This window comes from Streptomyces candidus (assembly GCF_014207445.1).
Lineage (GTDB): Bacteria > Actinomycetota > Actinomycetes > Streptomycetales > Streptomycetaceae > Streptomyces > Streptomyces candidus.
Genome location: NZ_JACHEM010000021.1, coordinates 32,600 through 56,359, shown reverse-complemented (window position 1 = coordinate 56,359; position 23,760 = coordinate 32,600). Strand labels below are relative to the sequence as shown.

Below are 23,760 nucleotides of genomic sequence, written 5' to 3'. Positions count from 1 at the left end.
GGACAGGCGGGGTTCGGATTTCGGCCGCTCAGCTGCCCGGCGGTGTGCGGGGAGCTTCGTTGGCCGCCATGGCCTCGTCGTACGCGGCCAGAGTCCGGTAGAGGGTGGAGCGGCCGACGCCGAGGTGACGGGCGATGGAGGTGACCGGCTCGTTGGCGTCGCGGCGCCGGAGCGCGACGGCGAGCTGGTCGCCGTCGACGGCCGGCGGGCGCCCGCCGTGGTTGCCGTTCGCCGCGGCGGTGTCCAGGCCGATCAGGGTCCGCTCGTGGATGAACTCCCGCTCGACCTCCGCCATCGCGGCGAACATGACGAAGAGGACCTTGCCCGCGCCCTGCGGGTCGTAGACGCCGGACAGCGGGCCGCCGAGGATCTCCAGGCGGTGGTCGCGCTCGGCGAGGTCCTGCGCGGAGGTGATGAGCTCGATCATGTTGCGGCCCAGGCGGTCGAGCATGGTGACGGTCAGGGTGTCGGCCGGGCGAAGGTCGGCCAGGGCGGTGTTGTACTCGGGGCGGATCTTCTCCCGGCTGCCGATCTTCTCGACGTAGATCCGGACGCAGCCGGCCTTCTTCAGGAGGCGGACCTGTCCGGCGAGGTCCTGGCCCTTGCTGGAGACGCGGGCGTAGCCGATGCGGTCGCCGGCCCGCGCGAGCGCGCCGCCGACGGCGAGGTCGGGTTCGGGGCCGGGCTCCCATGCGCGGCCGGGGCCGCGCGCGGCAGGGATGCGGATCGCGGGTCCGGACTTCAGTCCGGGGATCTTCGCGTACCGGCCGGTGTGGTAGTCGACGGCGACGACGCCGGAGTTCGCCCGGCACACCGAGCCGGGCGGCGCCCCGCACCGCGGGCACGGTTCGCGCTCGACGAGCTCGGCGCGGACGATCTCGTCCAGCTCGGCGTTCACATGTTCCCCTCTCGCCCGGCCGCACGGCGCGGCCGTCCCGAATACCCGTCCTGCTTCTCCGCCGCGCCCTCCGGTTTCGGGACGCCTTTCGGGACGGCATCCGCACCCTGTCCCCTCCGGCGGGCAGTCGTCCCGGAAACGGTCGTTTCCGGGACGGAGGGACACGTGCCCTGCTCTAGCAGTTGGAGGGGGCGGGACGCAGGTGTTCCGGGTCCGGTTCGCCAGTTCGAGCGGCACTCATGTCAGTGGGGTGTCGCGGCGGCGACATGCCACTGACACTTCGGGACGTGGCGAAGATCGCGGCGGAGGTTCGGCGGGCGGCGGTGGCCCGGCTTGAGGAGCTGCGCGCCGATGGGGTGCTGACGGCCGGGCACGTACGGACCGTCGCGCAGAGCACCGGGGTGAGCGAGCGCACCGTGTGGCGGTGGCTGTCCCCGCCAGCCGCCCGTTCCGTCCGGCAGCCGCGGCCGCACTACGTCCTCAGCGAGACCGACCGCGAGGCGTTCGCCTTCTACCGGGGCAACATCGCAGCCCTGCACCGTGCCCGGCACGCCGTGGTCGCCGGGGACGGCACCACGGCCGGGGCGCCGGTGCCCGGCTTCCTCGCCGAAGGATGGGACAGGGCACGACCGGTGACCTTGCGGACCTTGCAGCGGGCGTTCGCCGAGGAGCTGACCCCGGCCGAACGGGCGGCGTGGCAGAGCGGAGAGTCCGGCCGGCGCGCGGCCTCGGTGTACCTGCAACGGCCCGACGCGCTGCGCGGCCGGTGCTGGGAGATGGACCACAAGCAGATCCCGCTGCTGGTCCTGCCGCCGAAGGGCAAAGCACTCTGCCCGTGGATGACGACCGTCGTCGACGACGGCACCCGCGCCCTGCTCGGCTGGTCTGTCGCCCTGGCCCCGACCTCGGGGACGGTGTTCACCGCGATGCGGATGGCGATGCTGCACGAGCCGGACGTCTCGCCGTTCGGCGCGGTGCCCGAGCGCGTACGCATCGACCGCGGCCTGGAGTTCGCCGCCGACGCCGTCGAGGCGGCACTCGGCACCCTGGCCGTCGTCATGCACCGCCTGCCCGCCTTCACCCCGCACCGCAAGGGCAAGGTGGAGCGGCTGAACCTCACGATCGAGCAGACGCTAATCTCCCAGCTCCCCGGCTTCACCGGCGGGCCGCGCGACGCCGGCGGCAAGCTGTACGGGCCGGTGAAGGACTCGGTGGCCGCCAAGCAGGCAGCCGAAGGGCAGGCGGGCGGGCCGATGCGCATCGAGCGGTTCGTCGACCGCTTCGCCGCCTGGGCCCGCTGGTACAACACCGAGCGCCCGCACCGGATGCTCGGCGGTCGCACCCCCCTCCAGGCGTGGACGGACGATCCCGCGCCCCTGCGGCGTATCCCCGCCGACGAGCTGCGCCACCTCATGCTCGCCGACGCCGAGCGCACGATCCGCAAGGACGGGATCAGCTTCAACTCCCTGTCCTACGTCGCCCCCGAGCTCCAGGGTCGCGGCGGACAGGTCGTCCAGATCCGCTACATGCCGCACGACGACCGGCAGATCGAGGTCTACCTCGCGGGCAAGCACCTGTGCACCGCACACCCCACCGGGCAGCTCACCGCCAAGCAGACCGACGCCTTCCGCATCCACGCGGCCGCCGAGGCCAAACGCCTTGGCCAGGAGCGCCGCCGCGCCTCCCGCCAGGCCCGACGCACCCTTGCGCCGATGACCGGCGACGGCACCCCGCCCGCCGAGTCCCGGCTGGTGCCCGAAGGCGACGGCCGTACCCGTACGCAGCGCGAACGCGACCAGGCGCTTGCCGCCAGGGCCAGCACGAGCCTGCTCGGACTGACCGACCCCACCGCCGACCCGGAGAGCTGATGCCGCGCCACTTCGTCGACCTGACCGGGGCCGCGGCCCTGCCCACCGGACACTTCCAGATGACCGCCCGTATCGTCCGCGATCTCGTCGCCAACGCCGCCACCGGCGTCGTCCACGGCCCGGCCGGCACCGGCAAGACCTTCGCCGTCGAGGCCGCCCTGGAAGCCATCGACCTGCTCGATGCGGTGTCCCGCCCGCGAGTGTCCGTGATGACCTTCCCCGCCCGCCCCACCATGCGGATGATCGCCGACCATCTGCTGCGCGAACTCACCGGCACCGAGAACCCCTCCTCCCGCAACCGCTTCGACCTCACCACCAAACTCGTCGGCCTGCTCGCCACCCCGATGCGCCTGGTCGTCGTCGACGAGGCCCAGCGCCTGACCGGCGACTGCATCGAGCTGCTGCGCCACCTCCACGACCACCCCAGGACCCGCTTCGCCCTGCTCTACGTCGGCGGCGACGGCTGCTGGGAAGTCCTGTCCAAGGAGCCGATGCTCCGCTCCCGGGTCTTCCGCCGCCTACCCTTCTCCCCGCTCGACCCCGTCAAGGTCCCCGCCCTGATGCGCCGCTACCACCCCATCTACGCCGAAGCCCGCGACGATCTCCTCCTGGAGGTCGACAGCTCGTACGGTCACGGCACCATGCGCGACTGGGCGGTCTTCACCCACACCGCCGCCGCCCTGTGCGAGGAGCAGGGCCTCAGCACCGTCGACGACACCACCGTCCACAACGCCTACGCCCTCCTTGGCGGCGGCCTCCAATGACCGGCGTCCTACCCACCGGCGAGGTGATCGACGACCCCGCCGCACGGCCGCCCGAACCCCACCGCACGGTGTACGTCGTCATCGACGGCAACGACGACCCGAACCTTTCCCGGCGCCTTGCCGCACTGGAGGCCCCGGAGCGGATCGTGGTCCGCCCCAACCCGGTGCGCTCCGCCAATGACCTGGTGTGGGACGTGCTGGCCGGAGCGGGCAAGAACCCGGCCGCCGTACGCACCTGCCGCCTGAGCATCGCCGACGCGTGGAAGGCCGCCACCGCGTGGATCACTGCCGCCCGCGTCACCGACATCCTCATCGAGCGCGCCCACCGGCTCACCCACCGCGAGGCCCTCCAGCTCGCCGAACTCGCCGACCAGACCAACGCCGACCTGTGGCTGATCTGGTCCGGCGGCGGCGACCCGGCCCGCATGTGCAACGCCATCGAGAGCCTGGGCCGATCCGAACGCAAGGGCGCCGCCCGTGGGCGCATACCCTTCGGCGCACCCCACCGGCCGGTCCGGGCCATGGGCGGCGACACCTTCGAACGCGTCCTGCCCCTGCCGGCCCCGGCCGTGTCCCTCCCGCTGAACCCCGACGAGTACGCCGACCCCGACGCCGACTGGCCCGCGCTGCCCACCGCCGACTTCCCGCTCTTCCTCGCCGCCTGCCGCCGCCAGCTCGCCGGAGACACCTTCGACCAGCTCCACCTCGCCTACCGCACCGAAGCCCAGGCCACCGACGCCTTCGTACGCCGCCACCGCAACCACCTCGCCGAAGGCCGCACCGGCAACGCCTTCAAGCAGGCCCTGAACGCCTACCTGCGCGACGAACGCCTCGGCCCCGCCGCCAGCGGACGCCTCGCCCTCATCCGCCTCCGCGCGATCCAGGCATCCCTGTTCATCCAAGGTGTCCTGCTGCGCTGGCAGTCCCGCGCACTGGGACCGGCCGCCGCCGACCAGCTGACGACCTGGCTCACCCCGGGCATCTGCCGCGCCCTGCGCGCCACCGTCTCCACCCACGCCGCCGCCGTCACCGTCATCTCCCTGCACCTGACCGCCGCCCCCGACCGGTTCTCCCATCTGCTGTGCCGCAACCTCGACGAGCACGGCCACTACCTGTACCTGCCGACCTTCCCGGATGCCGCCGCCTACCTGCGCGCCGACTGGGCCCACGAGATCGACCGGCGCCACCAGGACGAGAGCCCCAGCTACGCGCACACCACCGGCAAGACCCCCCTGCCCCCGTACGCCGCCGAACTCCTCGCCGCCCACCTCGCCCACCGCCGCGCGGACGGCTCCGGCACCCGCCGCCGCTACTTCGCCGACCCCAAGAACCCCACCCTCGACGCCTCCGACCGCGCCCTGGTCGAGACCATCGGACGGACCTGCCGCCGGATCGGCGTCAACCCGTTCTGGCTCCACCGCGGCATGTGCGAAGTCGCCGGGATCGGTGCCGGGCCCGCGCCCCTGACCGACTGGATGGCAGCCCGCCGCCTGGACGTGGTGATCCTCTCCGACGAAGGCCCCGACCGGTGACCGACCGCTTCCACCCTCCCCCGCGCTACAAGCCCCGCGGCTGGGGCGACGAACTGCGCCGCCGCCTGCACAATGCGGGCCTCTCCGCGTGGGAGCTCGCCGACCTCCTCGGCGTCCACGAGGGCGCCATCACCATGGACGCGCTGCCCAACCAGCCCCTGCACGTCGTCCTCGAACTCGCCCGCCGCCTGGACCTGCACCCCGCCGACCTCACCCCGTACGCCGAGGCCGTCTACCAGTTGCCCCGCCACCGCGACACCGAGCACCCACTCCAGGACCCCGGCACCGACGCGGACGCGGCCGCCGTCCTCAACGCGCTCGCCCACGCCGGCCGCCCGCTCACCGCGGATTACCTCGCCGAGTCGCTGCACTGGACCTACGACCGCACCGCCGACGCCCTTGCCCACGCCTGGGCCCACCCCGAGCTCGGCGGACCGTACGCCCTGCGCCGCGCGGCACCCCACCACTTCACCCTGAGCCCGCGCAACGACGTCCTCACCGACCGGCAGATGGACTGGCTCCACCCCGCCGACCACGACCGGTCCTGGCGCACCCCCCGCCGGCCCCCGGACCGCGACGTCCTCGCAGACCTCGACGCCACGGTGCTCTTCCACGCGCACCACGCGGGCAGCGTCTCCCCGTACGACAGGGACACCCCGGAGTGGGCCACCGCCGTTGCGGGGCTCATCGACTCCGGCCTCCTCGTACCGACCGAGGGCGACACCGCCGTCCTGGCCCCCGATGTCCAGTACGGCCTACGCCTCCTCGACTCCGACGAGACGACTACCTACTGACACACCTCATGTCGTCGCCCACTGACATCTCGTGTCGCCAGCCACTGACATCCTCATGTCGTCCGACACGAGTGCCGGTCCGTCGGACCACTGTTGGCAAAGGGTTCTCCTCGGGGGCCGTTTTCATGATCGGCAAGGCCGCGCATAATTCCGGTTATGCGCGAAGGAGGATGGTTGACTTTTCGGGCATGTACATGCCATTTCCTAGTAGGAAAAAAACGCGTCGGAGGCGGTACGCTACGGAATGCGACCGATCCGCAGTCAGGCCCATCGGGCTAAAACGCACAGGTCAGAGCAGCTTTTCAGGAGAATCGACGCTCGGGACAAGCCCGCCGTCACCCCAAACCGGAGGACGCACGGATGCGTGCCAGTGAGGATTTCCTCGGAGTCACCGAAAGCATCACGGCCTGGGTGGAGTGGGCCCTCTGGCTCGGCGTGGCCGCCGGGGTGCTCATGACCGTGGCCGGCTGGATTGGGGTCGCGCTGGGGCGCCAGTCCGAGAACTCCCACCTCGCCCGGAACAGCCGGTCGCTGATCGTCACCGGTCTCGCTCTCAGTGTCGGCACCGGGTTTCTCAGCGGAGGGCTCCGCCTGCTGACGGGCGGGGCGGACACCGAGCCCTCACCCGACCCGAAACCCGCGGCGGACTCCGGCAGCGACAGCATCCTTCCCGATCTGCTGCTGTGGGGCGGCCTGGCCCTCGGCGGCCTCGCGGTGGCTGCGCTGGCCGGTTGGGGAGCCTGGCGGGTACGGCGTCGCCGCACCACGAAGCGGCGCCGTCGGCAGGCCCTGGAGCGCACACACGACACGGTGGCCACCGCGTACGGGGACTACCTCGGCGACGTCCTGGAGTGGCTGGACCGGCCGTCACTGAGTGACGTGAGCGTGCCGGAGACTGCCGCCCTGGTGCAGGCCCTCGCCGCGGCGGACGACGCGCGACTCGGCGACGACGTCGACCGCTACCAGCGGGCCGTCGCGGCACTTTCGACCGCCTGGAAGGCTGCCGACGATCGCGCCCGCCGCACCGGCCTGCGACAGCTGCCTCCCGCCGAGCGGCGCGCGGCCGAGCAGGCCCGCAAGCTCCTTGCCACGGCGCTGGACACGGGCGGCAGCGACCATGAGCGCCGCAGTGCGTACGCGAGGGCGCGCGACCTCCTCGACGGAATCCTTGTCGTCCCCGCGCAGGCCGTGGCGGCCCTGGAGAGCACCCACCGTCTGGCCCTGGCACCCAAGCACCTCTGAATCCCCGGCGAGATGACGATGCGACGCCCCCGCAAAACCCCAGCACCGACTGCCCGCGACACGCGGCCCGCACGGGAGACGCCCGAGGAGCAGCCGCGCGTGCTGGCCGCCCGGCTGTACGAGCTGCACCGCGAAGCCGGCAAGGGCGAGCCGTACCTGGAGCGCTGGCCCGGTGACGCCGAGCTGTTCGGCGTACTCACCTTCGCCCAGCAGTACGCCAACCAGCTCAAGGGGGAGGCGCACCGGAAGGCGGCGGTGCTGCGCATGCAACTGGCCGAGTGGCTGCGTCTCGCTGCCGACCCCTTCCAGCTCTCCGCGATCGATGACGCCCGCGCCGGCGGTACCTCCTGGAAGGAGATGGCCCTCGTTCTTAGGTACCTGAACCGGCTCGGGGAGCCGAACCCGGGCAGCGCGATGAATCTCCGCAAGCGGCTGTACGTCGCCGTCAAGGGCCGCCCCGGCGACCGGCGGCAGCCGCAGGTCGCGCACCTGATCGACCGGCGGGCCATGGAGGCCCGCATCGCTGAGGCCCAGTTCATCGCAGCCGGGGAAGCGCGCTACGCCGAGCTCGACGCGGCCGCGCGGGCTCTACTGAAGCACTACGAGGCCGGAGAGATCCACGCCGACCCCGACGACGATGGGTTCTGGTGGGAGCAGCTCACCGAGGCCGTCGACGACCGGCGCAGCGCCTCCGAGCGCGCCAACCTCCTGGTATACGTGCGCGGCGTCGTGCGGGAGACACGGGCGTACTCGAAGCGGTCGGGCAAGCCCCCAGCAGCCACGGAACAGGCAGGCAGCATCTTGGAGGCGGCGGCCAGACTCCTGGATCTCGACGCTGACAGCTGAGGCCAGCCTCGGGTACGCCAGCCATCAGCAATCGAAGGTCGCGCCGGTGAGTACGGGGGTGGTAGCGGCCGCACTGAGGTCCGCCGCAGCTCTTTGGAACTGGTGGGTGCGGCCGCCACCTTCAGGTTAGAGGACGGCCGCCGGTCATCCGTATGTCACCAGCACGATGAAGGCGACGGTGGCCGCCATCAGGATCGCCAGGCCCGCGAGCAGGGAACGGGCCTGGCCTTCGGCACGGCGGCGTTCGTGCGCTTGCAGCCCACGCGCGACGCCTCGCGCGATCTCGTCCTCGGTCATTTGACCTTCTCTCCCCTGCTCGTGTCCGTCTTCTCCGCCGCCTCCCGACGGGAAGAGGTACGTCCGTTGTGCACGCCCCGCCGCCTGGCCGGCCACGACAGGGCCTCACCGTGGGTGTGCTGCCGGTGGGCAACATCCCGGCTCAAACCGGCGGCCACACCGATCTGTTCGTACGTCGCAGGGTTCCCCGCCCTGTTCTCACCCCGGCGTGCCGGAGCGACCGCCTGATGCGCGGCGCGGCCCGCAGCGTCCGCGACCAGCATCAGCAGCTCGATCCGGCGCAGCGGGTCTATAGCCAGGTTGGCGGCGCGGGCCAGGAGCTCAACGCGCTCGGCACCCTCGGCCTGGTCGGCCTGGCCCGCGAGCTGCTCGACCTCGTCGGCGAACATGTCGATGTCGTACAACGGACTCCCCTTTGTTGGTTACAGCCAACACGAGAAGCGAGCCTACCCACCCCGCGTTGGCTCCAGCCAACAAGTTCGGCGAACCCCTCCCGACACATCCCGGAGAGTGGTATTACTCGGGTATGACCGAGCCTAAGAACCCACCCAAAGCGAAAACGGCGATCACCCTCCCGCAGGAGGTCCTCGACCAGCTCAAAGAGCGGGAGGCCGCAGGGCAGATTGCCAGCGTATCGGGACACATCCAGTCCCTGCTACAGCGCGAACAGGAATCCACCGAGGTCGACGCCGTCCTCTCCCGCCTCTTCCCCGGCGACCGGCCCGGCCCTGAGCACGAGGAATGGGCCGCCAAGGCGCTCGGCATCACCGGCGGCACCGAGCAGAGCAGCGCCGCGTGATCGGCGGCCGCATCCTCGACACCACGGCGCTGGCGGCCGCCGCCCGAGGCAGTCTCTACATGCAGGCCCTGCTGTCGATCGCTCACCAGCGCGTGATCCCGCTCCTGGCTCCGTCCACCGCTTTGTCGGATGCGTACGCCAGCCTGAAGCCCGATGCCGCCCACGCCCTGTCGGCCATCCTCCGGTTCCCGCTCCTGACCGTCGCGGCGCTGGACGAGGCGGACGCTCGCGGGGCGGGCCTCCTGCGCTCGAACGTCGACACCGGGGCTGGCACTGCGGCCGGTCACGTCGCCTACCTGGCGGCTGCCAGACAGTGGCCAGTGATCACGGGAGAGCCCGACCGGCTCCGCGCGTTGTACCCGGACATCGAGCTGGAAGACCTGCCGTGATGATCGGCCCGAGGTCCGCGGGCTCACCGCAGTGCACATCAAGGCCACCAAGATCACCCGCGAGGAGTACCCCGCCGGGTTGACCGCACTCGCATTCCGTCGACCACGCCGCCCTCGCCGTAGTGGTCCACGTTCGACGCGCGTCTGCCCTTCGCCCTGACCGGCATGACGAAGGCCCCCACCTAGTAGGTGGGGGCCTTCGTCATGCCGGTCAGAACAGACCACGGGGCCGGTCGGCCCCGATGCAGGCGGTCTTGCCAGCCCCGAGGTACCCGCGCGGATACGCTCGCTCCCGGAAGCCTCGGTGTCCGTCTCCTGCCAGAGACGGGCACCGTTCAGACCAACCGTCAAAACCCACCCTTTTGCGAGGAAGATCGTGACGACACTCATCCCTGAGCCTAGCGGCCCCCCGGACATCGCGAAGGCACGCCCAAAGGACACCCGTTGCATCGCAGTTGGCGCCCTGAAGGGCGGCACGGGGAAGACGAGGCTGGCCAAGCTCATCGCCCTGTTCCTGGCGGTTGTCCTCGGCCGGAAGGTCGTACTGTTCGACGCGGACAGTGCCAGCCAAACGAGCAGCAAGTGGCCGGAGAAGGCCAAGTTGCGCGGCTACTTCCCCTGGCCCTTCGAGGTCATCCGCTATCCGTTCGCCAACCTCGATAAGGAGATCGACAAGATCAAGGCGCGCGGTGACGTCGACGACATCGTGGTGGACGTGGGCGGCGGGAACTACGAATGCTTCCTGGCGGCCGTCCGCCGCGTGAACATCCTCCTCATCCCGCTGTGCCCGGACGAAGGCGACACCGAGCAGGCACCCCAGACGCGTCAGGCCGTGTTCATGGGGGCGGCGCTCAACAACACCGGCAAGCCGCTGGACATGTACTTCGTGCTCAGCCGCTGCGAGAACAGCAACGACCGGATCGATGCCCGCGAACGTCTCCTCGCCGAGGACCAGGAGGGCGGCCCCTACCCGTTGCTCGACACGGAGATCCCCATGCTGGTCGCCTACAAGCGGGCCTACGGACGGATTCCTGGCCCGGCAACCGTCTTCGAGGACAGGGAGGAGACCGCCGCCGACAAGGAGCGCCCTCGCTGGAGGGACCTGACCAACTTCATCCCGCTCCTGGTCGAGTCCAAGATCATCACTCGCGATGAGGCTCTCGGTACGGGGCTCATCATCGAGCGCGAACTGGAAAAGGTGGCGGTCTGATGCCGGTAAAGGGGTCCCAGATTCCCACCGGCCAGACGGCCCCGGAACCATCCACACATGGCAGCGGACGCCACGTGCTTCCTCCGCTGACCGGCTTCCCCGTCAACGTCACCCCCGAGTCGGAGGGGCGGAGCGGGGAGACGGTATCCCCACCAGGTCAGACCCTGCCGGCGCAGGCGGACGGGCAGGGTGCCGAACTTGCCGGGCCGACAGCCCCGGTCATCCCCACCGCCGTGGCCGAGGGCCTGCCCGCTGCCATCCACCAGGCGCTCGCCGCCGAGCTGCCGGAAGGCGCCGCACCCGGTGAGATCATTACCGCGTGCGAGAAGCGGCTGCACGCCGCGCAGACCCTCCGCGACGCGATGGAGCGCCGGGCGCTCGCGGCGTACTTCCACTACGCGGGGCCGGCGGTCCGGCTCGCGAACTCAAGCAACTGCTGGCAGCACATCGCCGACCCTGCGACCGGCAAGCCGTGCCGGTCCTGGTCTGCATGGCTCAGAGTTGTCGGGGTCTCCCGGCAGCACGCCTACCGCATGGTCAAGGAAGAGCCCCTGCTGGAAGCCCTGGAAGGGCTGAATGTCGGAGAACTCGGCGTACGACAGATCGACGTGCTCTCTCCAGTGCTGACCAACCACGGCAAGGACAAGGTGCGTCTGGTGTGGACCACGGCGGCCGACGCTGGGGACACCAGGGCGCCGAGCCTTGAGAAGATCCGTGATCAACTCGGCCTGGCAGCTAGTCCCGTGAACGGTGACGACGATTCCGAGAAGTCTTCCAGCACGCCGGTGCTGCGCTTCCAGGCAGGCCCCGGGACCTTTGACGAGAGCAGGGTCCGCGAAGTCGCACGGGCTCAGCCTGAAGTCTCGCTCCTGGTCGCCCGAACCATCCTCTCCGAACTCGGAGAGAGCGCAGCGACGCCGTAGCAGCCACACCCGACCTGTATCGCGCGATACAACCCGGGGACCTGTATCGCGCGATACAGGTCCCCGGGTTTTCGACATTTGGTGACGAAGGGCCAGGGGCCGGACGGACCCGCGGGGCCGGAGAGGGAGCTGCGGTTTCAGTGGCTGTGGGTGTCGCAACCTAGGGTATGGAGCCCGAGCCCCAGAAACCGATGATCGGAGTGACCATGCGTCACCAGGCGGCGGATAGCAGCCGCAGGCCCATCCCGACCGCACCCGCGAGCGGGAAGAAGGGGTCCCGCGGATGAAGGTCGAGAAGTTCCTGCTGCCTGCCGGTATCGGCTTCGCGGCGCTTTGCGTCCTCGGCGTCGTGGCCCTGGTGCTCCGTTCCCGCCGGACGCGTGAGCAGGACAAGCTGTCTGCGGAAGACCGCGAGAAGTTGGCGGTGGAACGGCGTAAGACGTGGCGACGCCGTCTCGCTGTTACCAGTCTTTCGGTGTCCTTCGTCATCATCTTCTGTATCGCGGGCATCGCGGCCTGGCTGAGCTTCGGCGCACAGAAGGCGTACGCCTTCGACCGCAACGGAGGCTCGTGGACCGCGGCAACAGGTTTCGCTCTCCTGCTGGACGCCGGTGCGCTCGGCCTGTCACTGCTGCGGCTGTTCGAGGCGCTTACCGCTCGGTCCAGCCAGCTGACCCGCTTCTACCTGGTCGGGTTCATCGTGGCCTCGGCCGTAATGAACCTGCTGCACACCCCTCACGCCCCCGGAGAGTCGCCCACCCTCGGCGGTCGGCTTGTCGCGGTCATCCCGCCCCTGGTTTACGCCATCTTCCTGGAGTCCTTGCTCAAAAAGGTGGAACAGCTGGTCCTGGGGAAGTATCCGAAGAAGAAAAAGAAGAACGCGGAGCGGGGCTACAGCCTGCTGCTGTGGGTGCCGTTCGTCGGCTACCCACGGCAGATGTGGAAGAGGTGGCGCGAGGATCTGCACGACACCCTGGAGTACGTCCGCGCCCCCGGCTCCAGGAAGCCCCTTCCCGCCACGGAGGTTCCGGCTCCGGAGCCGCGGGCGGAGGACGTTGGGGCTCCCCGCCCGGCAGCGCAACCGGCTGAGGCTGTCGCACCGTCGCCCGTGCCGCGAGGTGAGGCAGCGGTGCCGGTTCCGCGCCCCGCTCCCGTCCAGCAGGCCCCGACGGCGCCGGCTCCCGTACCAAACACCGGGGCCCCCGTGCCGATAGCCGCGGCCCAGCAGCCTCCCGCGCAGCCCGTGAGCCCCCAGGCGGCTTCGCGCCCTCCAGTCCAGCCGATGCCAGTACAGGCACCGGATGCCGGGTCGGCGAAGTCCCAACTCCGGGAGGTCCTCGTAGCCCAGATCCGGAATGGCGACCTGCGTGTCCTCGCCGATCATGCGCAGGTCCGCAATGGGGTTGCGTACGCGGCCAACATACAGCTGGGCAAGGCGGCCGGGAAAGGACTGGATGGTAGGGGAAATCAAGAAGGGCTGATGCAGGATGGGGCCGTCCGCCGGGCGCTGGGGCAACTCCTTCCCGAGCTCCGGCAGATCGCGCAGGAAGCACAGCAGGCTCAGCGCACAGCGGCGGCCGCCGCCCCGCCAGTGGCACCCGAGCCTGCACCCGAACACCAGGGCCCCGCAGATGACGGGACGACTGGCGGGAGCGAGCTGCGGGAACGCCAAGACCAGGAGGCGCCCGTCACCATCGGGCACCAGCGCGAGAGTAAGACGATCGACGAGGAGAAGGAGGCGGCGCTCGCATAGGCCGCAGGCCGCAACTACGGCTGCACGTGCGGAAGGGCCCTACGGATTCCCGTGGGGCCCTTCCGCACGCCAGTGGTCCGCCGCGCTCTACGGGGACACGGAACGAAGCCACTGAGCGAGTTGCAGCGCTGACGGGCGCTCGTGCGGGCGTGTGGCGAGTACGGGCCGCAGGACTTCCTCCAGCTGTGGCCACTCGGGGATGTGGCCGAGTGGTGCCCAGCGGCGCAGAAGTACCTGCCGCAGCGCCTTCGCCGTGAACTTCCCCGGGTCGATCCCGATCTGGGCGTAGTCCAGAGGCCAGGAGTTCGAGGCGGCCCACCACAGGCCGGCTGCCAGTGCGTATGTCTCGTCGGGCTGGCTCGGACCGACCGGCCGTTCTCCAGACTCGACGCGCGCCATCAGCTCGGGGGGCATGAGGTGCAACAACCCTCCGTGGAAGGCGTACGAGGGCGCCAGCTCCATGTTCCACGCCCACGAGCAGCCGATCAGTCGTACGCCGCTCGGCGTGTGGATGGAGTGATGGGGCTGTATGTCTCCATGGACCCATCCGCTCTGGTGCAGCGAGCCGATGGCGGTGGCCAGATCGACGGCCGCGGCCAGGGCCTCGTCCCGCTCGGTCTTGCCGTCGCGGACGGCACGGAAGACCTCCCAAGTGGAAGTGCCGTCAAGCCACGGGGTGAGCAGCCAGGCGCTAGTGGAGGCCCTGTTGCTCTTGGCCCGCGCACCGTAGGAAGCCGAGGGCACGGTGGAGTGAAGGCGGCCGAGCACCTCCGCTTCCCGGCCCACCACGGCGGCGCCTTCTCCCCGGCCGATCTTCAGCGCCCATTGCCCAATCGGACCGGTCACCCGCCAGACGGTTGTGCCGCCGCGGTCCGTCTTCAACTCCCACGTAGTGGGCGAGCCCGCAAGCTGCTCGATCTCGGCCCGTCCCTCCGACGGTGCGTTCGTCTGCGGCGGGATGGTGGTCAGGACTGAAGCGGGGTGGATGGTGTCCGACATGTTGATGGTGCCCTTTCTCTACGGGATACGGGGCGTTCAGGAAGTGAGGTCCCCGGCGCGGGGCCTGGGCACGAGGGGGACATGCTGGTTGTCCCGCGCCGGGGGGCATGAACCGTCGGGCGGACCGGGGATTCTGGCGGCCGATCCGGCGACGGGGGTCTAGGCCACGGCTCCCTGAGCCGCGAGGTCTTCCAGATCGACGGTCGTGCAGCCGTGCAGGGTCGCGACATCGCGGGCCGCCAGAACCCATCGGATCGACGGTTGGTCGAACCCCACCTCTGTGAGGCTCTCCTCGGAGTCTGGGAGAAGGGGCTTGAGGGTCTCGGGGTCGTAGACGGTGCCAGCGACCCCCCATGGCTGGGCATGTTGCACCAGAGCCGCGGTATAGCCCTTGCGCAGATGCGGGCAGGCGCGGACGGATTCGACTGCGCACGGCTCGCACACGGGGGGCGTGGCGGTTCGCTCGCCCTCGTTGATCAGACGGCCGTCCACGGCACGCATGAGGACCAGGTGCCGCTCACCCCACCGCTCGTACGCCGGGTCGTCATACGTGGACTTTCCGCAGACCTGGCACAGCATGTGGGACATGGCCTGTCTCTGGCGCAGCGGGTGCACGCCAGCCAGATCGGGCTTCCCGGCCCCGCGCACGACGGCATACCGCATCCACAGGACAGCGTCCCTGCGGTCAGCGGTACTGAGTTCGTCGGCGAAGCCGAGCCCCTCGCCTCTGCGCCCTCGTCGCCGGATGACGGTGTACGGGAGGGGCTTCTCGCGGCTCCATGGCGCTATGAAGGGGACGTGAAGCCCGTTCCAATAGAACTGGCGGAGCGTCATCATGCGACCTCCTTTACTGCCCCGCTCTCTGCGAGCCGTTCCAGCAGGTCCTTCGGCGGGTGGGTGTAGGCGTAGGCGAGGTAGCGCAGGCGGGTCCCGAAGGACCGGCACCAGTGTGCTGTCGCCGATGCTTCCCGGTCGGCCTTCAGGAGCCCCTCACAGCGCCGGGTAGCCGCCAGCAGACGCTTCTGCCAGGACCTCGGGGCCCAGGTGTCAACCACGTCGATCAGGGCGCTGTACGCGTCCCGCAGGCCACGGGCGAGTTCGTCGAGCTCGGCGTCCGTGTGCTCGTAGGCGAAGATCCCGGTGGCCCGGTTGATGAGGATGTTGATGTGTTCGGTGTCGATCTCCGGTGGCGCTATGGCGGTGGTCACTGGTCCTGCTCCATGGTGGGTGGGAAGTCGTGGTGGGGGTCGTCGGCGTTGAGCGGGGACGCAGGCCCTCGGCGTCGCGCCCAGGTCTCCCCCCAGCACAGGAGGGTTGCTCCCGCGAGCCCGATGACGAGGGCGATCAGGACCGGGGTCGAAACAGGCAACTTGTGTGTCTCCTTGCGTGTGGGCGGGAGCCCCTTCCGGGAAAGGCGCCGGAACCAGAAGGGCCCCGGTCCGCCACTCTTGGATGAGGCGGCGTCTCCCCGCCGGCCCGTCGTTGGCGCCAGGGTGGCGGGTTTCGTACCGGAGGCACCCAGCGGGGAAGTCGTCGATACGGACATCAGGGGGTAGGGCCGCCGCAGTGCCTGTTGATCCGCTCCCGGCGCTGCACGCTGAGGACTTCGGTCAGAGCCTTCACTTGCTCAGCCATTTGGTGGGCCTGCTGGAAGGCTGCACGCGTCTTCGCCCTCTGGTGCTTGTCGGCCGGCCAGACGTCGGCATACTCCGCGACCTCCATCGCCTCGATGAGCGCTCGCCCCTCCCGTACGGCCGACTCGTAGCGCGGGTGGAGTATCTGGTGGACGTCGGTGCCGTCGATCTCTGTGATCAGTGCCTCGTATGCGGTCTCCATATCCAGCAGGGACTGGTTGATGTCCGACCGGGCCGGGATGCTCCGGGCGGACAGGATGCAGGAGTAGAGCACGCGGATCTCGCCCAGGTCGGCCGCTTCGACCTGGGCGTCGCCCGCGACCGTGAGCTTCCGCCTGGTGGGAATCACTGGTTCTCCTCCTTCCTGTCGGCGAGGGCTCGAAGGCTGGCCTCGGCGCCGGTGTCCCGCAGGACCCACTCCAAGGCGACCCCGGCGGCACGGGCATTCTCGTGACGGGCCCGTGCCGGGTCGTGGGCGGTGGTGTCGGTCATGCCGTCATCTCCGTTCTGGCAAAGGCCAGTTCGTCGGACATGGTGCTGCCCTTCTCGTTCGGGTGCGGAGGCGATGCGCGATAGGCGGTGATGGCTTCGAGGACGAACTCGGTGAAGCTGTCCGGCGCGGATATCTCCAGGACAAACCGATGTCCTGCCTGGAGCGCGGCGAGTGCCTGCTGGGTGAAGTCCTCTGCCATGAGGCGGGAGCGGAGGGTGCCGACGTGGTCGGCTTCGTTGGCCCAGACGTCTTCGAATGCGGATGCTGTGGCGTGCCCTCGTTCGACGAGCCAGCCCACGGCGGCTTCCGGGTCCGCGGCGCCTTCGACGTCAGCGAGGATCTGGCGGCCCTCCGGCAGCACGATCCACTGTGTGCAGCGATACAGGCCCGACGTCCGGCTGCTGACGTCCAGCCGCGTGCTCTCAGGCGCCGCGCCGAGGGTGTGGGTCACGTCGCCCCCAGGCCAGGCCGTGGAGGAACGCCCGCAGCTGGGGGCGACGTGGTGGGCGCCGGCTGTGCGCCCACGGACCGCGTCGGGCGGGGACGCCTCGTCCACTCCGTCGCGGCGATCTGGGAGGCGGGACGGGTGTCACGGGTCGAGATGCCGGGGATGCTGCGATCGCCTGACGGTAAGGGCGCGGACACGTTCATGCAGGTCCCCCCGTCTGGATCATGGCCCAGACCAGCAGTCCGTTTTCCGGCACTGGCTCAGCGCCCCACTTCGAGGTGAGGGTGTCGACCAGGAGCAGACCGCGGCCTCTCTCCTTCAGCGTGCCGTCTGTCCGGGCGGCAAGCGGCGCCTCCGGTCGGGGGCCGCTGTCGCGCACCGCGACGTGGATCTCTCCATCGGGATAACACCCGACTTCGAACTGAACCCGGCTGGACAGGGTGTGCTCGACTGCGTTCGCGGCGATCTCTGAGATCACCTGCACCGCCGTGTCGATGGCTTCTGGGGACACCTGCCAGTCAGTGAGGACGGCACGGACCTCGCGCCTGGCGGTGGCGGGCACGGAGGGAGCACTGTCGAGCTCGTACACTCGGCGGCTTTCCGGGGCGGTTCCGGGGGGAGCAGGTACGGGCGTCACAAGATGCCTCCGGGGTTGCTCTGCTGCACGGGCGCCTCTGGGGCGAGCGTGCGGAAGGTCGGATAGGCCAGGCGCAGCGCGTGCCACAAGGTCATGGCGGGCAGCACGCCGCTGCCGTCTTCGCTATCCGGGCGGCGCTGCCAGACCGTCAGGTCGCCGCAGAGGCGGCTCGACGGGTGGGGGTCGGCAAGCCAGGCTGCGGCGTCGAGCGTCCAGACGTCTTCCCCCCAGATCCCGCCCTGTCCGGGCTCGGTGAGGAAGTACGTACGAGCCCGGGTCAGCTCTTCCAGGACGACAGGCCGCAGATGAGGGAAGAGGACCGTGAGCGCCTGCTGCACGCTGTCGGCGAGGTGGGCCGGTATGGCAACGGCGTCGCCCGCCAGGCTGGCGGGAAGCTGGGTGCCAAGGGAACTGAGGCAGCACGCACGGCCGACGATCGTCCCGGCGCTCACCGCGACGCCCCGATGCAGTGCGCATGCGCCCGCACGTCCCATGCGAGAGGGGCGCAGTCGTTCGAGGAGACGGTGAATGCACGTCCGTCGGGAAAGAGCCGACCTCCCTGGACTGCGCACCTGATGCACAGCACGCCTTGGAGTTGGCGTAAGAGCTCGCGACTGACGGGGATCTCGAACCGTCGCTCGGTAGCCGTCGCAGGCATAGGTGATAGCGGTTCCTGGTGCCGACCTTCGTCGTTGTGCATCCCGGGGCTTCCCTCCCGGCTCTGTATGCCGCAGCACTCGGCGCTGTTCGCCCCAAAGACCACGGCCGACTGAGATTCGATGATCACCAGTCGTTATGAGCCCGTCACTCTAGGATGTACCTCAGAAGATTCTCTCTGCAACTTCCTTGAGAAGATTCACAGAAGTTTCTGACGAACGGAGGGCCGCGTGGGCACACCGATTACGCCGAGGCCACGCCGTACGGCAGGATGGAACCGTGTGGGCAGACGGAGCTTGAGGGGAGGCGGAAAGATGGCCATCCAGGGACCTGTGGTCAAGCGACGCAAGATCGGACGCGAACTTCAGGTGCTCCGTGAAACTTCTGGGCTGACGATCGAAGAAGCAGGGGCCAAGATCCAGCGCTCCGATTCAACGATCAGTCGTATTGAGAACGGCCAGCGGGACGTCCAGCTGATCGAGCTCAAAGGTCTTTTGGAGGCGTACGACGCTCCGGCCGAGACACGCGAGGCCCTGCTGAACCTGTTGAGCGGTGCACCGGAACAGGCTTGGTGGACCAATTTCGATCTTCCACCGAAGCTCGAAACCTACGTCGGCCTGGAGGCCGAGGCAGCCGCGCTGCGGGTGTTCGCACTCGGCGCCGTCCACAGCCTCCTCCGTACCGAGGACTACGCCCGCGCCGTCCTGCGGGGCACCAGTCCCTCCGCGCCGACGGGAGAGATCGACTCGCTCCTGACGTTCCACATGCAGCGGCAGCAGGTCCTCGCCCGGGAGTCCACCCCGTTGGACCTCGTCGTCGTGCTCGACGAGGGATGCCTGTGGCGGCAGGTCGGCGGCCTCGATTGCCAGCGTGATCAGCTGCGGTGGTCTACATGGACAACCCCGGCGGGAACTTGTACCTCCAGAAGGCCAAGGACACCCGTCGCTTCGATCAGTCCCACAGCAGCCTGCGCGGCATGGCGCTCGATGAAACCGAGTCGGCGCGGTTCATAAGGACCGTGCTGAAGGAGATGCAATGACCAACCCTGACCTGACGCACGCCCAGTGGCGGAAGGCTTCCCTCTCCGAGAGCGCCCAAGGGTGCGTCGAAGTGGCGTTCCTCTCCGGTTCCCTGGTCGCGGTGCGCGACAGCAAGGTCCCGCTGAAGCCCGCGCACATCTACCCCGTGGCCGCATGGACCGTCTTCCAGGACCACCTCCGCGGAGTGGTGCCGGCTGCTGAATCCCGCATCACGGTCACCATCACCGATACCTCTGTGCTGCTCAGCGACCGCGCGGGAACCGTCGAGCCCCACAGCTACACACACCGCGAGTGGCTGTTCTTCCTCGACGGCGTACTGAAGCGGGAGCCGCAGCTCTGTTCGGCCGCCTGAGCGGCCGTCAGCGGCCCGACAGGAGGAAGGTTCTCCTGCCGGGCCACTGGCATTTCCGGGCAACCCTCACTCCGGGCCGCGGGCTGGCGCATGTGTCCAGCTTTTAGCACAAACGGCAGACGAACGAACAGAAGGAAGGGGCCCCGGAGGCAGCAAATTCGCTGCCTCCGGGGCCCCTTCCGATATTTGGCCGCCTGCCCGTGTCAACGGAGAAGGAGGACCAACAGCCCGACGATGACCGGCGAGAAGATACCCATGAGGTTGATCAGGTCCATCACGGGCTCACGCCGTCCTGTCCGGAACCTCGTCATCACTATCGCTCTCCCTCTTCGGTGACGGCCGCGGCCTCCTGGACGACGTATTCCTGGACGTTCGCGAGGCTCCAGCGCGGGTCGGCCGCCGGAATCAAACCGCGGCTGCTGTCGTGCAGCTGGTCGTGCTTCCACAGGAGCATGGCGGTCTGCTCGGCATCGGCTTCGGCGTCCTGGACGTCGACGCCGGTGGCGACCGCCTGCGTCAGGTGCCGCTGGGCCAGGGCCGCGCGGCGCAGCAGGAACGCGCGCTCCTGCTCGGGGGTCGTGGTGCCGACCAAGTCGCTGCAACGGAGTTCGTCGATGAGCCGGTGCACCTCGGAGGTCTCACGCAGCAAATCCCACAGTTCCTCGGACATCATGCCCGTCCCTTCTTGGTCGAGCGGAGGGTGAGCCAGCTGGTGACGAGGGCGGCCATCACGCCGATACCGCGGTGTAGGGCCTGGTCGAGCTCGAAGGCGGCGCTGCCCGGACCGGAGCTCTCAACCTGCACGGTCCCCTCCTCGTCGATCTTGCGCACGACGGTGCAGTGCTCGACGTACCCGCCCTTCCCGGCTCGTGCGGCCAGCCACAGCAGGGGCTGGCGTTTGTCGATGACCAGGTGGGTGAAGCCGTTGATCCCTGCTCCCACCAGGAGCGCACCGACCGGAACACGGTAGCCCAGGGTGCGGGTGACGATGAGGGTTCCGGCGAGCTGGCCGGCGGAGTAACTGGCGACATGTCGGGCCGCGCTGATCCAGCCCAGACGCGTGGCGGTCATGGTGGGGTGTCCGGTGCGGTCGTCGCCGTCGGGCTCTTCTCCCACCGGCGTCCCGTCCCGGTAGACCAGGTGGTCGCCGCAGGCGCCCTTGTTCGCCGCATCCCTGCCTGCCTGAAGCCATTGGTCAAACAGTGGATGTAGTCCGTCCCATGTCGCGGTCAGGGCGCCGGTCAGGGCCAGGCCGTGCACAGCTGTCGAGCGGTGGGCCATCATGGTGCTGCTCCTCATTTCGTAGATGCGGGATCGGGAGTCCTCGGGGCGGCCGTCATGCCTCCAAGCCGTCGGCGGCCCCGGGGTTTCATTCACCAAGCGGGTTCTCTTCATGGGCCTTGGCCTGCCGTGAGGCCGTCACGGTGTTGGTTCCGGTCGGCCCCGACCATCCGCACCGGCAGCGGGCTTCGATCTTTCCCGGCTCCTCGCTGTCGTAGACGCCGGTCTCGTGCTCGCGGGGCGGCTCGGCGGCACGGGGAAGCTCGCCGCCGTTGGCATACAGGGCTGCGCGGGCCGTGTGCTGGGCCAGCCATGAACGCCACTGGGCGGTGTCGCCGTCGAGGATGCGCTTATGTCGCTCGATCACGGTGCTGTGATGCTGGCCCAGCTCTTCGCCGATGTCTCGGAAGGGGAGGCGTGCCCGGCCGCTCGGGCCGGACTCGCGGGCGAAGAGCAGCAGTTCCTCCTTCAATGCGGTCATGCGTGTCTCCAGCTTCCGCACGTCGCGAAGGTACGCCCGCAGGGTGCCCGGGTCGATTTCCTCCCCGTCGCGGAGGGCCTCCAGGGCCCGGAGAGCGGTGTCCGCCTCGTCGGCGACGGTCCAGCTGATGTGGCCGCCCTTGAAGTGGAGGAGATAGGACGTGGTGCTGTCGGGCCAGAAGACGGTGGGGCCAGCGAGTTCGGTCGGTTCCATCACGGTCGTCGCGGGAGTCCGGGTCTCCGGGTCCAGCTCGACCTGCGAGATCTGCCACTGCGCGCCCTTGTAGTTGGGGCTGTAGGTGGTCACAGATACCCTCCGCATCCATGTCGCGCCCCCGCCATTTTGGTGGGGAACCCCACCAGCTTGGCGGGGAACCCCACCAAACGTCAAGTGGTTCGACGGAGCGGGCAGTTGCTCCTGACCGGTTCCGGCCGGAAAGCACGAGAACCCCCGGCTGTGCCGGGGGTTCTCGTGGACAGGGCTGTTCTACTGCGCGAGCTGCTTGTGGCGCCGGGCGATTCGGGCCTGCACGAAGCGGGCGGCGTCACTTTCCTCGCCGAGGACGGCAGCGACCGCCTTGGCCAGATCGCCGCCGATCAACACCACCTCGGCGGGGTCCTTGACCTGCTGCCAGGTATGGACAGCCCGCCGGACGGAGCTCCCGGTGTCTGCGTGGGCCGCGCCGCGCGCGGCGATCTGAAGGCCGGTGGTGTGCAGGAACCAGCGGGCGGCCGTGGCCGAGTCGCCCATCAGGAAAGCCAGCCAGCCGCGGATTTCCCGAATATTGATCGTGTAGGGGTGCTGGTCCCCGTACTGAGCAGTGAGCTCTTGATCGATCGTCTCGGCTTCGACGGCCGCGGCGGCCAGGCCCTCTCGGTCGTCAGGGCGGCCGAAGGAGGCAACGAGGGAGTTGATCCGGTCCAGGTAGGCCGCTGGCGGTCCGTCCTGGGGCGGGGAGGCCGCGGAGGAAGCAGCCGACTGCGCCGCCTCGGCGGTCGTCACCACATCGGTCCTGGAGTCCTCTTCGTGTACCGGCTCGTCGGAACTGCTGGCGGACGGTCGGGCTTCCTCGGCCGGCGGGTTCTGCTGCGGAGGGACGACGTCCGCGGGTCGTGAGGGTTCGTTCGTGACGGTCCCGGAGGCCGGGGTCAGGCCGCTCTCCCAGAAGTCGGGCCTGATGGTGCCCCACGGCCGGAGCTGCTGGTGTTCATCGTGCACGGTGGTTCCTCGGGGTAGGTGCTGGGAGCGCTGCGGTCGCGGGGGCGAGCCGGGCGCGTGCGTCAGATGTTCACGCCCTTCTTGCGCAGGTACGGGAGCGGGCTGATGTCCGTCCCGTAATCGGGTCCGGTGCGGACCTCGAAGTGCAGATGCGGGCCGCTGACGTTTCCGTCTGCTCCCGAGAGACCGATGGTCTGGCCGCCCTTGACGGTGTCTCCTGTCGAGACCTTTAGCTCCGACATGTGCGCGTACTGGGTGTATATGCCGTCGGCGTGACGGATGATCACCTGGCGCCCGTAGGCGGCCACCCGGGAGGCAGAGACGACCTTGCCGGGCCCGGCCGCTCTTATCGGGGTTCCGATACCTGCCGCGAAGTCGATTCCCGTGTGGTAGCCGCTGGACCACATGCCGCCGGACTGGTGGTAAGGCGTGCCGAGTGAGGCGTTGACGGGTTTCGTCCACTCCCCCGACATCTCGGGCTCTCCGGCGGTGTCGGGTGCGGTCAGCTTGGCCTGGGCGGCCATGATGAATTTGACGTAATTGTAGGTCTGCCCCGCGGCGAAGGACACGGGCGGGACGCCTTTGTACTCCTGCACCCGGCCCCATCCGGCGTTGTAACCGGCCAGGGCGAGCTCTATCGGCGACCCGTTGTATTCCGGGTGCTTCTTCGCGGTCTTCAAGAGCTCGCACATCATCTTGCCCTGGGACGGAATGGCGTCTTCGGGGTCCCATACGTCTTTCTTGCCGTCGCCGTTTCCGTCGATTCCGGAAGATGCCCACGTGCCCGGAATGAACTGCGCGATTCCGTCCGCGATCGGCCTACCGGTTTTGGGGTCCTTGGACTGAGCCTTGGGATTGAAATTTGACTCTGCCTGAATCTGGGCGGCCAGGATTCCCGCCGGAAGTCCCTGGTCGCAGGCCGCGGCGGCTTTCTCGATGAGCGCTGCGTACTTGGCGGGCACGTAGCCCGGCCCCACGCGCAGGGTTCCGGCGCTCAGCTCGAAGTCACCGCCACCACCGCCGTCGTCATCGTCGGATGCTGCGATGAGAAGGATGATCCCGAGCCCCAGTGCCAGCGGGCTGACGATGAAAGCCGCAGCCAGCAGCGCGATCCCCCGTTTGGCCTCCAAGCCACTCCCCCTTGCGTGCGCGGTGCGCCGTTCTGTGCCGTCGCGCGGAGGAAGGGGGTGCGCATGCTCGTCAGC

At 69.3% G+C, this 23,760-nt stretch carries 29 protein-coding genes and 1 pseudogene; 13 read left to right on the top strand and 17 right to left on the bottom strand.

The window, feature by feature from the left end; genetic code table 11:
* Positions 1 to 28: 28 nt before the first annotated feature.
* On the bottom strand, positions 29 to 898 hold the full coding sequence (locus HNQ79_RS29215; RefSeq protein ID WP_185035985.1) for a recombinase family protein: 870 nt from the start codon (positions 896 to 898) through the stop codon (positions 29 to 31).
* A gap of 287 nt (positions 899 to 1,185) precedes the next feature.
* Here HNQ79_RS29215 and HNQ79_RS29210 point away from each other — a divergent pair, with 287 nt between their 5' ends.
* The 6 genes from HNQ79_RS29210 (at position 1,186) to HNQ79_RS29185 (ending at position 7,944) form a co-directional block, all read left to right on the top strand.
* On the top strand, positions 1,186 to 2,766 hold the full coding sequence (locus HNQ79_RS29210) for a Mu transposase C-terminal domain-containing protein (RefSeq protein WP_185035984.1): 1,581 nt from the start codon (positions 1,186 to 1,188) through the stop codon (positions 2,764 to 2,766).
* Positions 2,766 to 3,530 (top strand): AAA family ATPase, encoded by a 765-nt coding sequence (locus HNQ79_RS29205; RefSeq protein WP_185035983.1) that lies wholly within the window; start codon positions 2,766 to 2,768, stop codon positions 3,528 to 3,530. The genes HNQ79_RS29210 and HNQ79_RS29205 overlap by 1 nt, the downstream gene beginning before the upstream one ends.
* On the top strand, positions 3,527 to 5,062 hold the full coding sequence (locus HNQ79_RS29200) for a hypothetical protein (protein WP_185035982.1): 1,536 nt from the start codon (positions 3,527 to 3,529) through the stop codon (positions 5,060 to 5,062). The genes HNQ79_RS29205 and HNQ79_RS29200 overlap by 4 nt, the downstream gene beginning before the upstream one ends.
* Positions 5,059 to 5,856: a helix-turn-helix domain-containing protein gene (locus tag HNQ79_RS29195; RefSeq protein WP_185035981.1), complete on the top strand. Its 798-nt coding sequence runs from the start codon at positions 5,059 to 5,061 to the stop codon at positions 5,854 to 5,856. Before HNQ79_RS29200 ends, HNQ79_RS29195 begins: the two co-directional genes overlap by 4 nt.
* Positions 5,857 to 6,216: 360 nt before the next feature.
* On the top strand, positions 6,217 to 7,098 hold the full coding sequence (locus HNQ79_RS29190; protein ID WP_185035980.1) for a hypothetical protein: 882 nt from the start codon (positions 6,217 to 6,219) through the stop codon (positions 7,096 to 7,098).
* A 12-nt stretch (positions 7,099 to 7,110) separates the two neighbouring features.
* On the top strand, positions 7,111 to 7,944 hold the full coding sequence (locus HNQ79_RS29185) for a hypothetical protein (protein ID WP_229923728.1): 834 nt from the start codon (positions 7,111 to 7,113) through the stop codon (positions 7,942 to 7,944).
* Positions 7,945 to 8,088: 144 nt separating this feature from the next.
* Here HNQ79_RS29185 and HNQ79_RS29180 read toward each other — a convergent pair whose 3' ends face one another.
* Positions 8,089 to 8,241, bottom strand: coding sequence for a hypothetical protein (locus HNQ79_RS29180; protein WP_185035979.1), 153 nt, complete (start codon positions 8,239 to 8,241; stop codon positions 8,089 to 8,091).
* Positions 8,238 to 8,645 (bottom strand): hypothetical protein, encoded by a 408-nt coding sequence (locus HNQ79_RS29175; RefSeq protein WP_229923729.1) that lies wholly within the window; start codon positions 8,643 to 8,645, stop codon positions 8,238 to 8,240. The genes HNQ79_RS29180 and HNQ79_RS29175 overlap by 4 nt, the downstream gene beginning before the upstream one ends.
* 122 nt (positions 8,646 to 8,767) lie before the next feature.
* Between HNQ79_RS29175 and HNQ79_RS29170 the strand changes: the two genes are divergently transcribed.
* From HNQ79_RS29170 to HNQ79_RS29150, 5 genes are all read left to right on the top strand, one after another.
* Positions 8,768 to 9,040 carry a hypothetical protein gene (locus tag HNQ79_RS29170; protein ID WP_185035978.1) on the top strand — a complete coding sequence of 91 codons (273 nt, stop codon included), beginning with the start codon at positions 8,768 to 8,770 and terminating at the stop codon, positions 9,038 to 9,040.
* Positions 9,037 to 9,429 (top strand): hypothetical protein, encoded by a 393-nt coding sequence (locus HNQ79_RS29165; protein ID WP_185035977.1) that lies wholly within the window; start codon positions 9,037 to 9,039, stop codon positions 9,427 to 9,429. Before HNQ79_RS29170 ends, HNQ79_RS29165 begins: the two co-directional genes overlap by 4 nt.
* A 376-nt stretch (positions 9,430 to 9,805) precedes the next feature.
* On the top strand, positions 9,806 to 10,639 hold the full coding sequence (locus HNQ79_RS29160; RefSeq protein WP_185035976.1) for a nucleotide-binding protein: 834 nt from the start codon (positions 9,806 to 9,808) through the stop codon (positions 10,637 to 10,639).
* 74 nt (positions 10,640 to 10,713) lie between these two features.
* Positions 10,714 to 11,562, top strand: coding sequence for a hypothetical protein (locus HNQ79_RS29155; RefSeq protein WP_185035974.1), 849 nt, complete (start codon positions 10,714 to 10,716; stop codon positions 11,560 to 11,562).
* Positions 11,563 to 11,845: 283 nt separating this feature from the next.
* Positions 11,846 to 13,315: a DUF2637 domain-containing protein gene (locus HNQ79_RS29150; RefSeq protein WP_185035972.1), complete on the top strand. Its 1,470-nt coding sequence runs from the start codon at positions 11,846 to 11,848 to the stop codon at positions 13,313 to 13,315.
* Between the two features lie 87 nt (positions 13,316 to 13,402).
* Here the strand turns inward: HNQ79_RS29150 and HNQ79_RS29145 are convergent, their stop codons facing one another.
* The 9 genes from HNQ79_RS29145 to HNQ79_RS29105 form a co-directional block, all read right to left on the bottom strand.
* Entirely contained in the window at positions 13,403 to 14,314 is a 912-nt protein-coding gene (locus tag HNQ79_RS29145) for a serine/threonine-protein kinase (RefSeq protein ID WP_185035971.1), read from the bottom strand.
* 159 nt (positions 14,315 to 14,473) lie between these two features.
* Entirely contained in the window at positions 14,474 to 15,151 is a 678-nt protein-coding gene (locus HNQ79_RS29140) for a hypothetical protein (RefSeq protein WP_221508280.1), read from the bottom strand.
* Positions 15,148 to 15,522, bottom strand: coding sequence for a hypothetical protein (locus HNQ79_RS29135; protein WP_185035969.1), 375 nt, complete (start codon positions 15,520 to 15,522; stop codon positions 15,148 to 15,150). Before HNQ79_RS29135 ends, HNQ79_RS29140 begins: the two co-directional genes overlap by 4 nt.
* The gene (locus HNQ79_RS29130; RefSeq protein WP_185035967.1) at positions 15,519 to 15,683 is read right to left on the bottom strand and encodes a hypothetical protein; all 165 of its coding nucleotides are present in this window, start codon (positions 15,681 to 15,683) and stop codon (positions 15,519 to 15,521) included. The genes HNQ79_RS29135 and HNQ79_RS29130 overlap by 4 nt, the downstream gene beginning before the upstream one ends.
* 176 nt (positions 15,684 to 15,859) lie before the next feature.
* Entirely contained in the window at positions 15,860 to 16,297 is a 438-nt protein-coding gene (locus tag HNQ79_RS29125; protein ID WP_185035966.1) for a hypothetical protein, read from the bottom strand.
* Entirely contained in the window at positions 16,294 to 16,440 is a 147-nt protein-coding gene (locus HNQ79_RS29120) for a hypothetical protein (RefSeq protein WP_185035964.1), read from the bottom strand. The genes HNQ79_RS29125 and HNQ79_RS29120 overlap by 4 nt, the downstream gene beginning before the upstream one ends.
* Positions 16,437 to 16,892 carry a hypothetical protein gene (locus tag HNQ79_RS29115; protein WP_185035961.1) on the bottom strand — a complete coding sequence of 152 codons (456 nt, stop codon included), beginning with the start codon at positions 16,890 to 16,892 and terminating at the stop codon, positions 16,437 to 16,439. Before HNQ79_RS29115 ends, HNQ79_RS29120 begins: the two co-directional genes overlap by 4 nt.
* Positions 16,893 to 17,088: 196 nt before the next feature.
* A complete protein-coding gene (locus HNQ79_RS29110; protein WP_185035960.1) occupies positions 17,089 to 17,478 on the bottom strand; it encodes an ATP-binding protein in 390 nt (129 codons plus the stop codon).
* Between the two features lie 44 nt (positions 17,479 to 17,522).
* Positions 17,523 to 17,978 (bottom strand): hypothetical protein, encoded by a 456-nt coding sequence (locus tag HNQ79_RS29105; RefSeq protein WP_185035958.1) that lies wholly within the window; start codon positions 17,976 to 17,978, stop codon positions 17,523 to 17,525.
* Between the two features lie 519 nt (positions 17,979 to 18,497).
* On the opposite strand from HNQ79_RS29105, the pseudogene HNQ79_RS29100 reads away from it, so the two are divergent.
* Both HNQ79_RS29100 and HNQ79_RS29095 read left to right on the top strand, forming a co-directional pair.
* A pseudogene (locus HNQ79_RS29100) lies at positions 18,498 to 19,222 on the top strand (helix-turn-helix domain-containing protein).
* Positions 19,219 to 19,575 (top strand): DUF397 domain-containing protein, encoded by a 357-nt coding sequence (locus tag HNQ79_RS29095; RefSeq protein WP_185035955.1) that lies wholly within the window; start codon positions 19,219 to 19,221, stop codon positions 19,573 to 19,575. Before HNQ79_RS29100 ends, HNQ79_RS29095 begins: the two are co-directional and overlap by 4 nt.
* A gap of 313 nt (positions 19,576 to 19,888) precedes the next feature.
* Here the strand turns inward: HNQ79_RS29095 and HNQ79_RS29090 are convergent, their stop codons facing one another.
* The 5 genes from HNQ79_RS29090 to HNQ79_RS29070 form a co-directional block, all read right to left on the bottom strand.
* On the bottom strand, positions 19,889 to 20,248 hold the full coding sequence (locus HNQ79_RS29090) for a hypothetical protein (protein WP_229923730.1): 360 nt from the start codon (positions 20,246 to 20,248) through the stop codon (positions 19,889 to 19,891).
* Positions 20,245 to 20,859: a hypothetical protein gene (locus HNQ79_RS29085; protein ID WP_185035953.1), complete on the bottom strand. Its 615-nt coding sequence runs from the start codon at positions 20,857 to 20,859 to the stop codon at positions 20,245 to 20,247. Before HNQ79_RS29085 ends, HNQ79_RS29090 begins: the two co-directional genes overlap by 4 nt.
* Positions 20,860 to 20,944: 85 nt before the next feature.
* Positions 20,945 to 21,643, bottom strand: coding sequence for a hypothetical protein (locus HNQ79_RS29080; RefSeq protein WP_185035951.1), 699 nt, complete (start codon positions 21,641 to 21,643; stop codon positions 20,945 to 20,947).
* A gap of 180 nt (positions 21,644 to 21,823) precedes the next feature.
* The gene (locus tag HNQ79_RS29075) at positions 21,824 to 22,555 is read right to left on the bottom strand and encodes a hypothetical protein (protein WP_185035950.1); all 732 of its coding nucleotides are present in this window, start codon (positions 22,553 to 22,555) and stop codon (positions 21,824 to 21,826) included.
* A gap of 62 nt (positions 22,556 to 22,617) precedes the next feature.
* Complete coding sequence (locus HNQ79_RS29070; protein WP_229923731.1) at positions 22,618 to 23,685, bottom strand: peptidoglycan DD-metalloendopeptidase family protein; 1,068 nt, start codon at positions 23,683 to 23,685, stop codon at positions 22,618 to 22,620.
* Between the last annotated feature and the right edge of the window lie 75 nt (positions 23,686 to 23,760).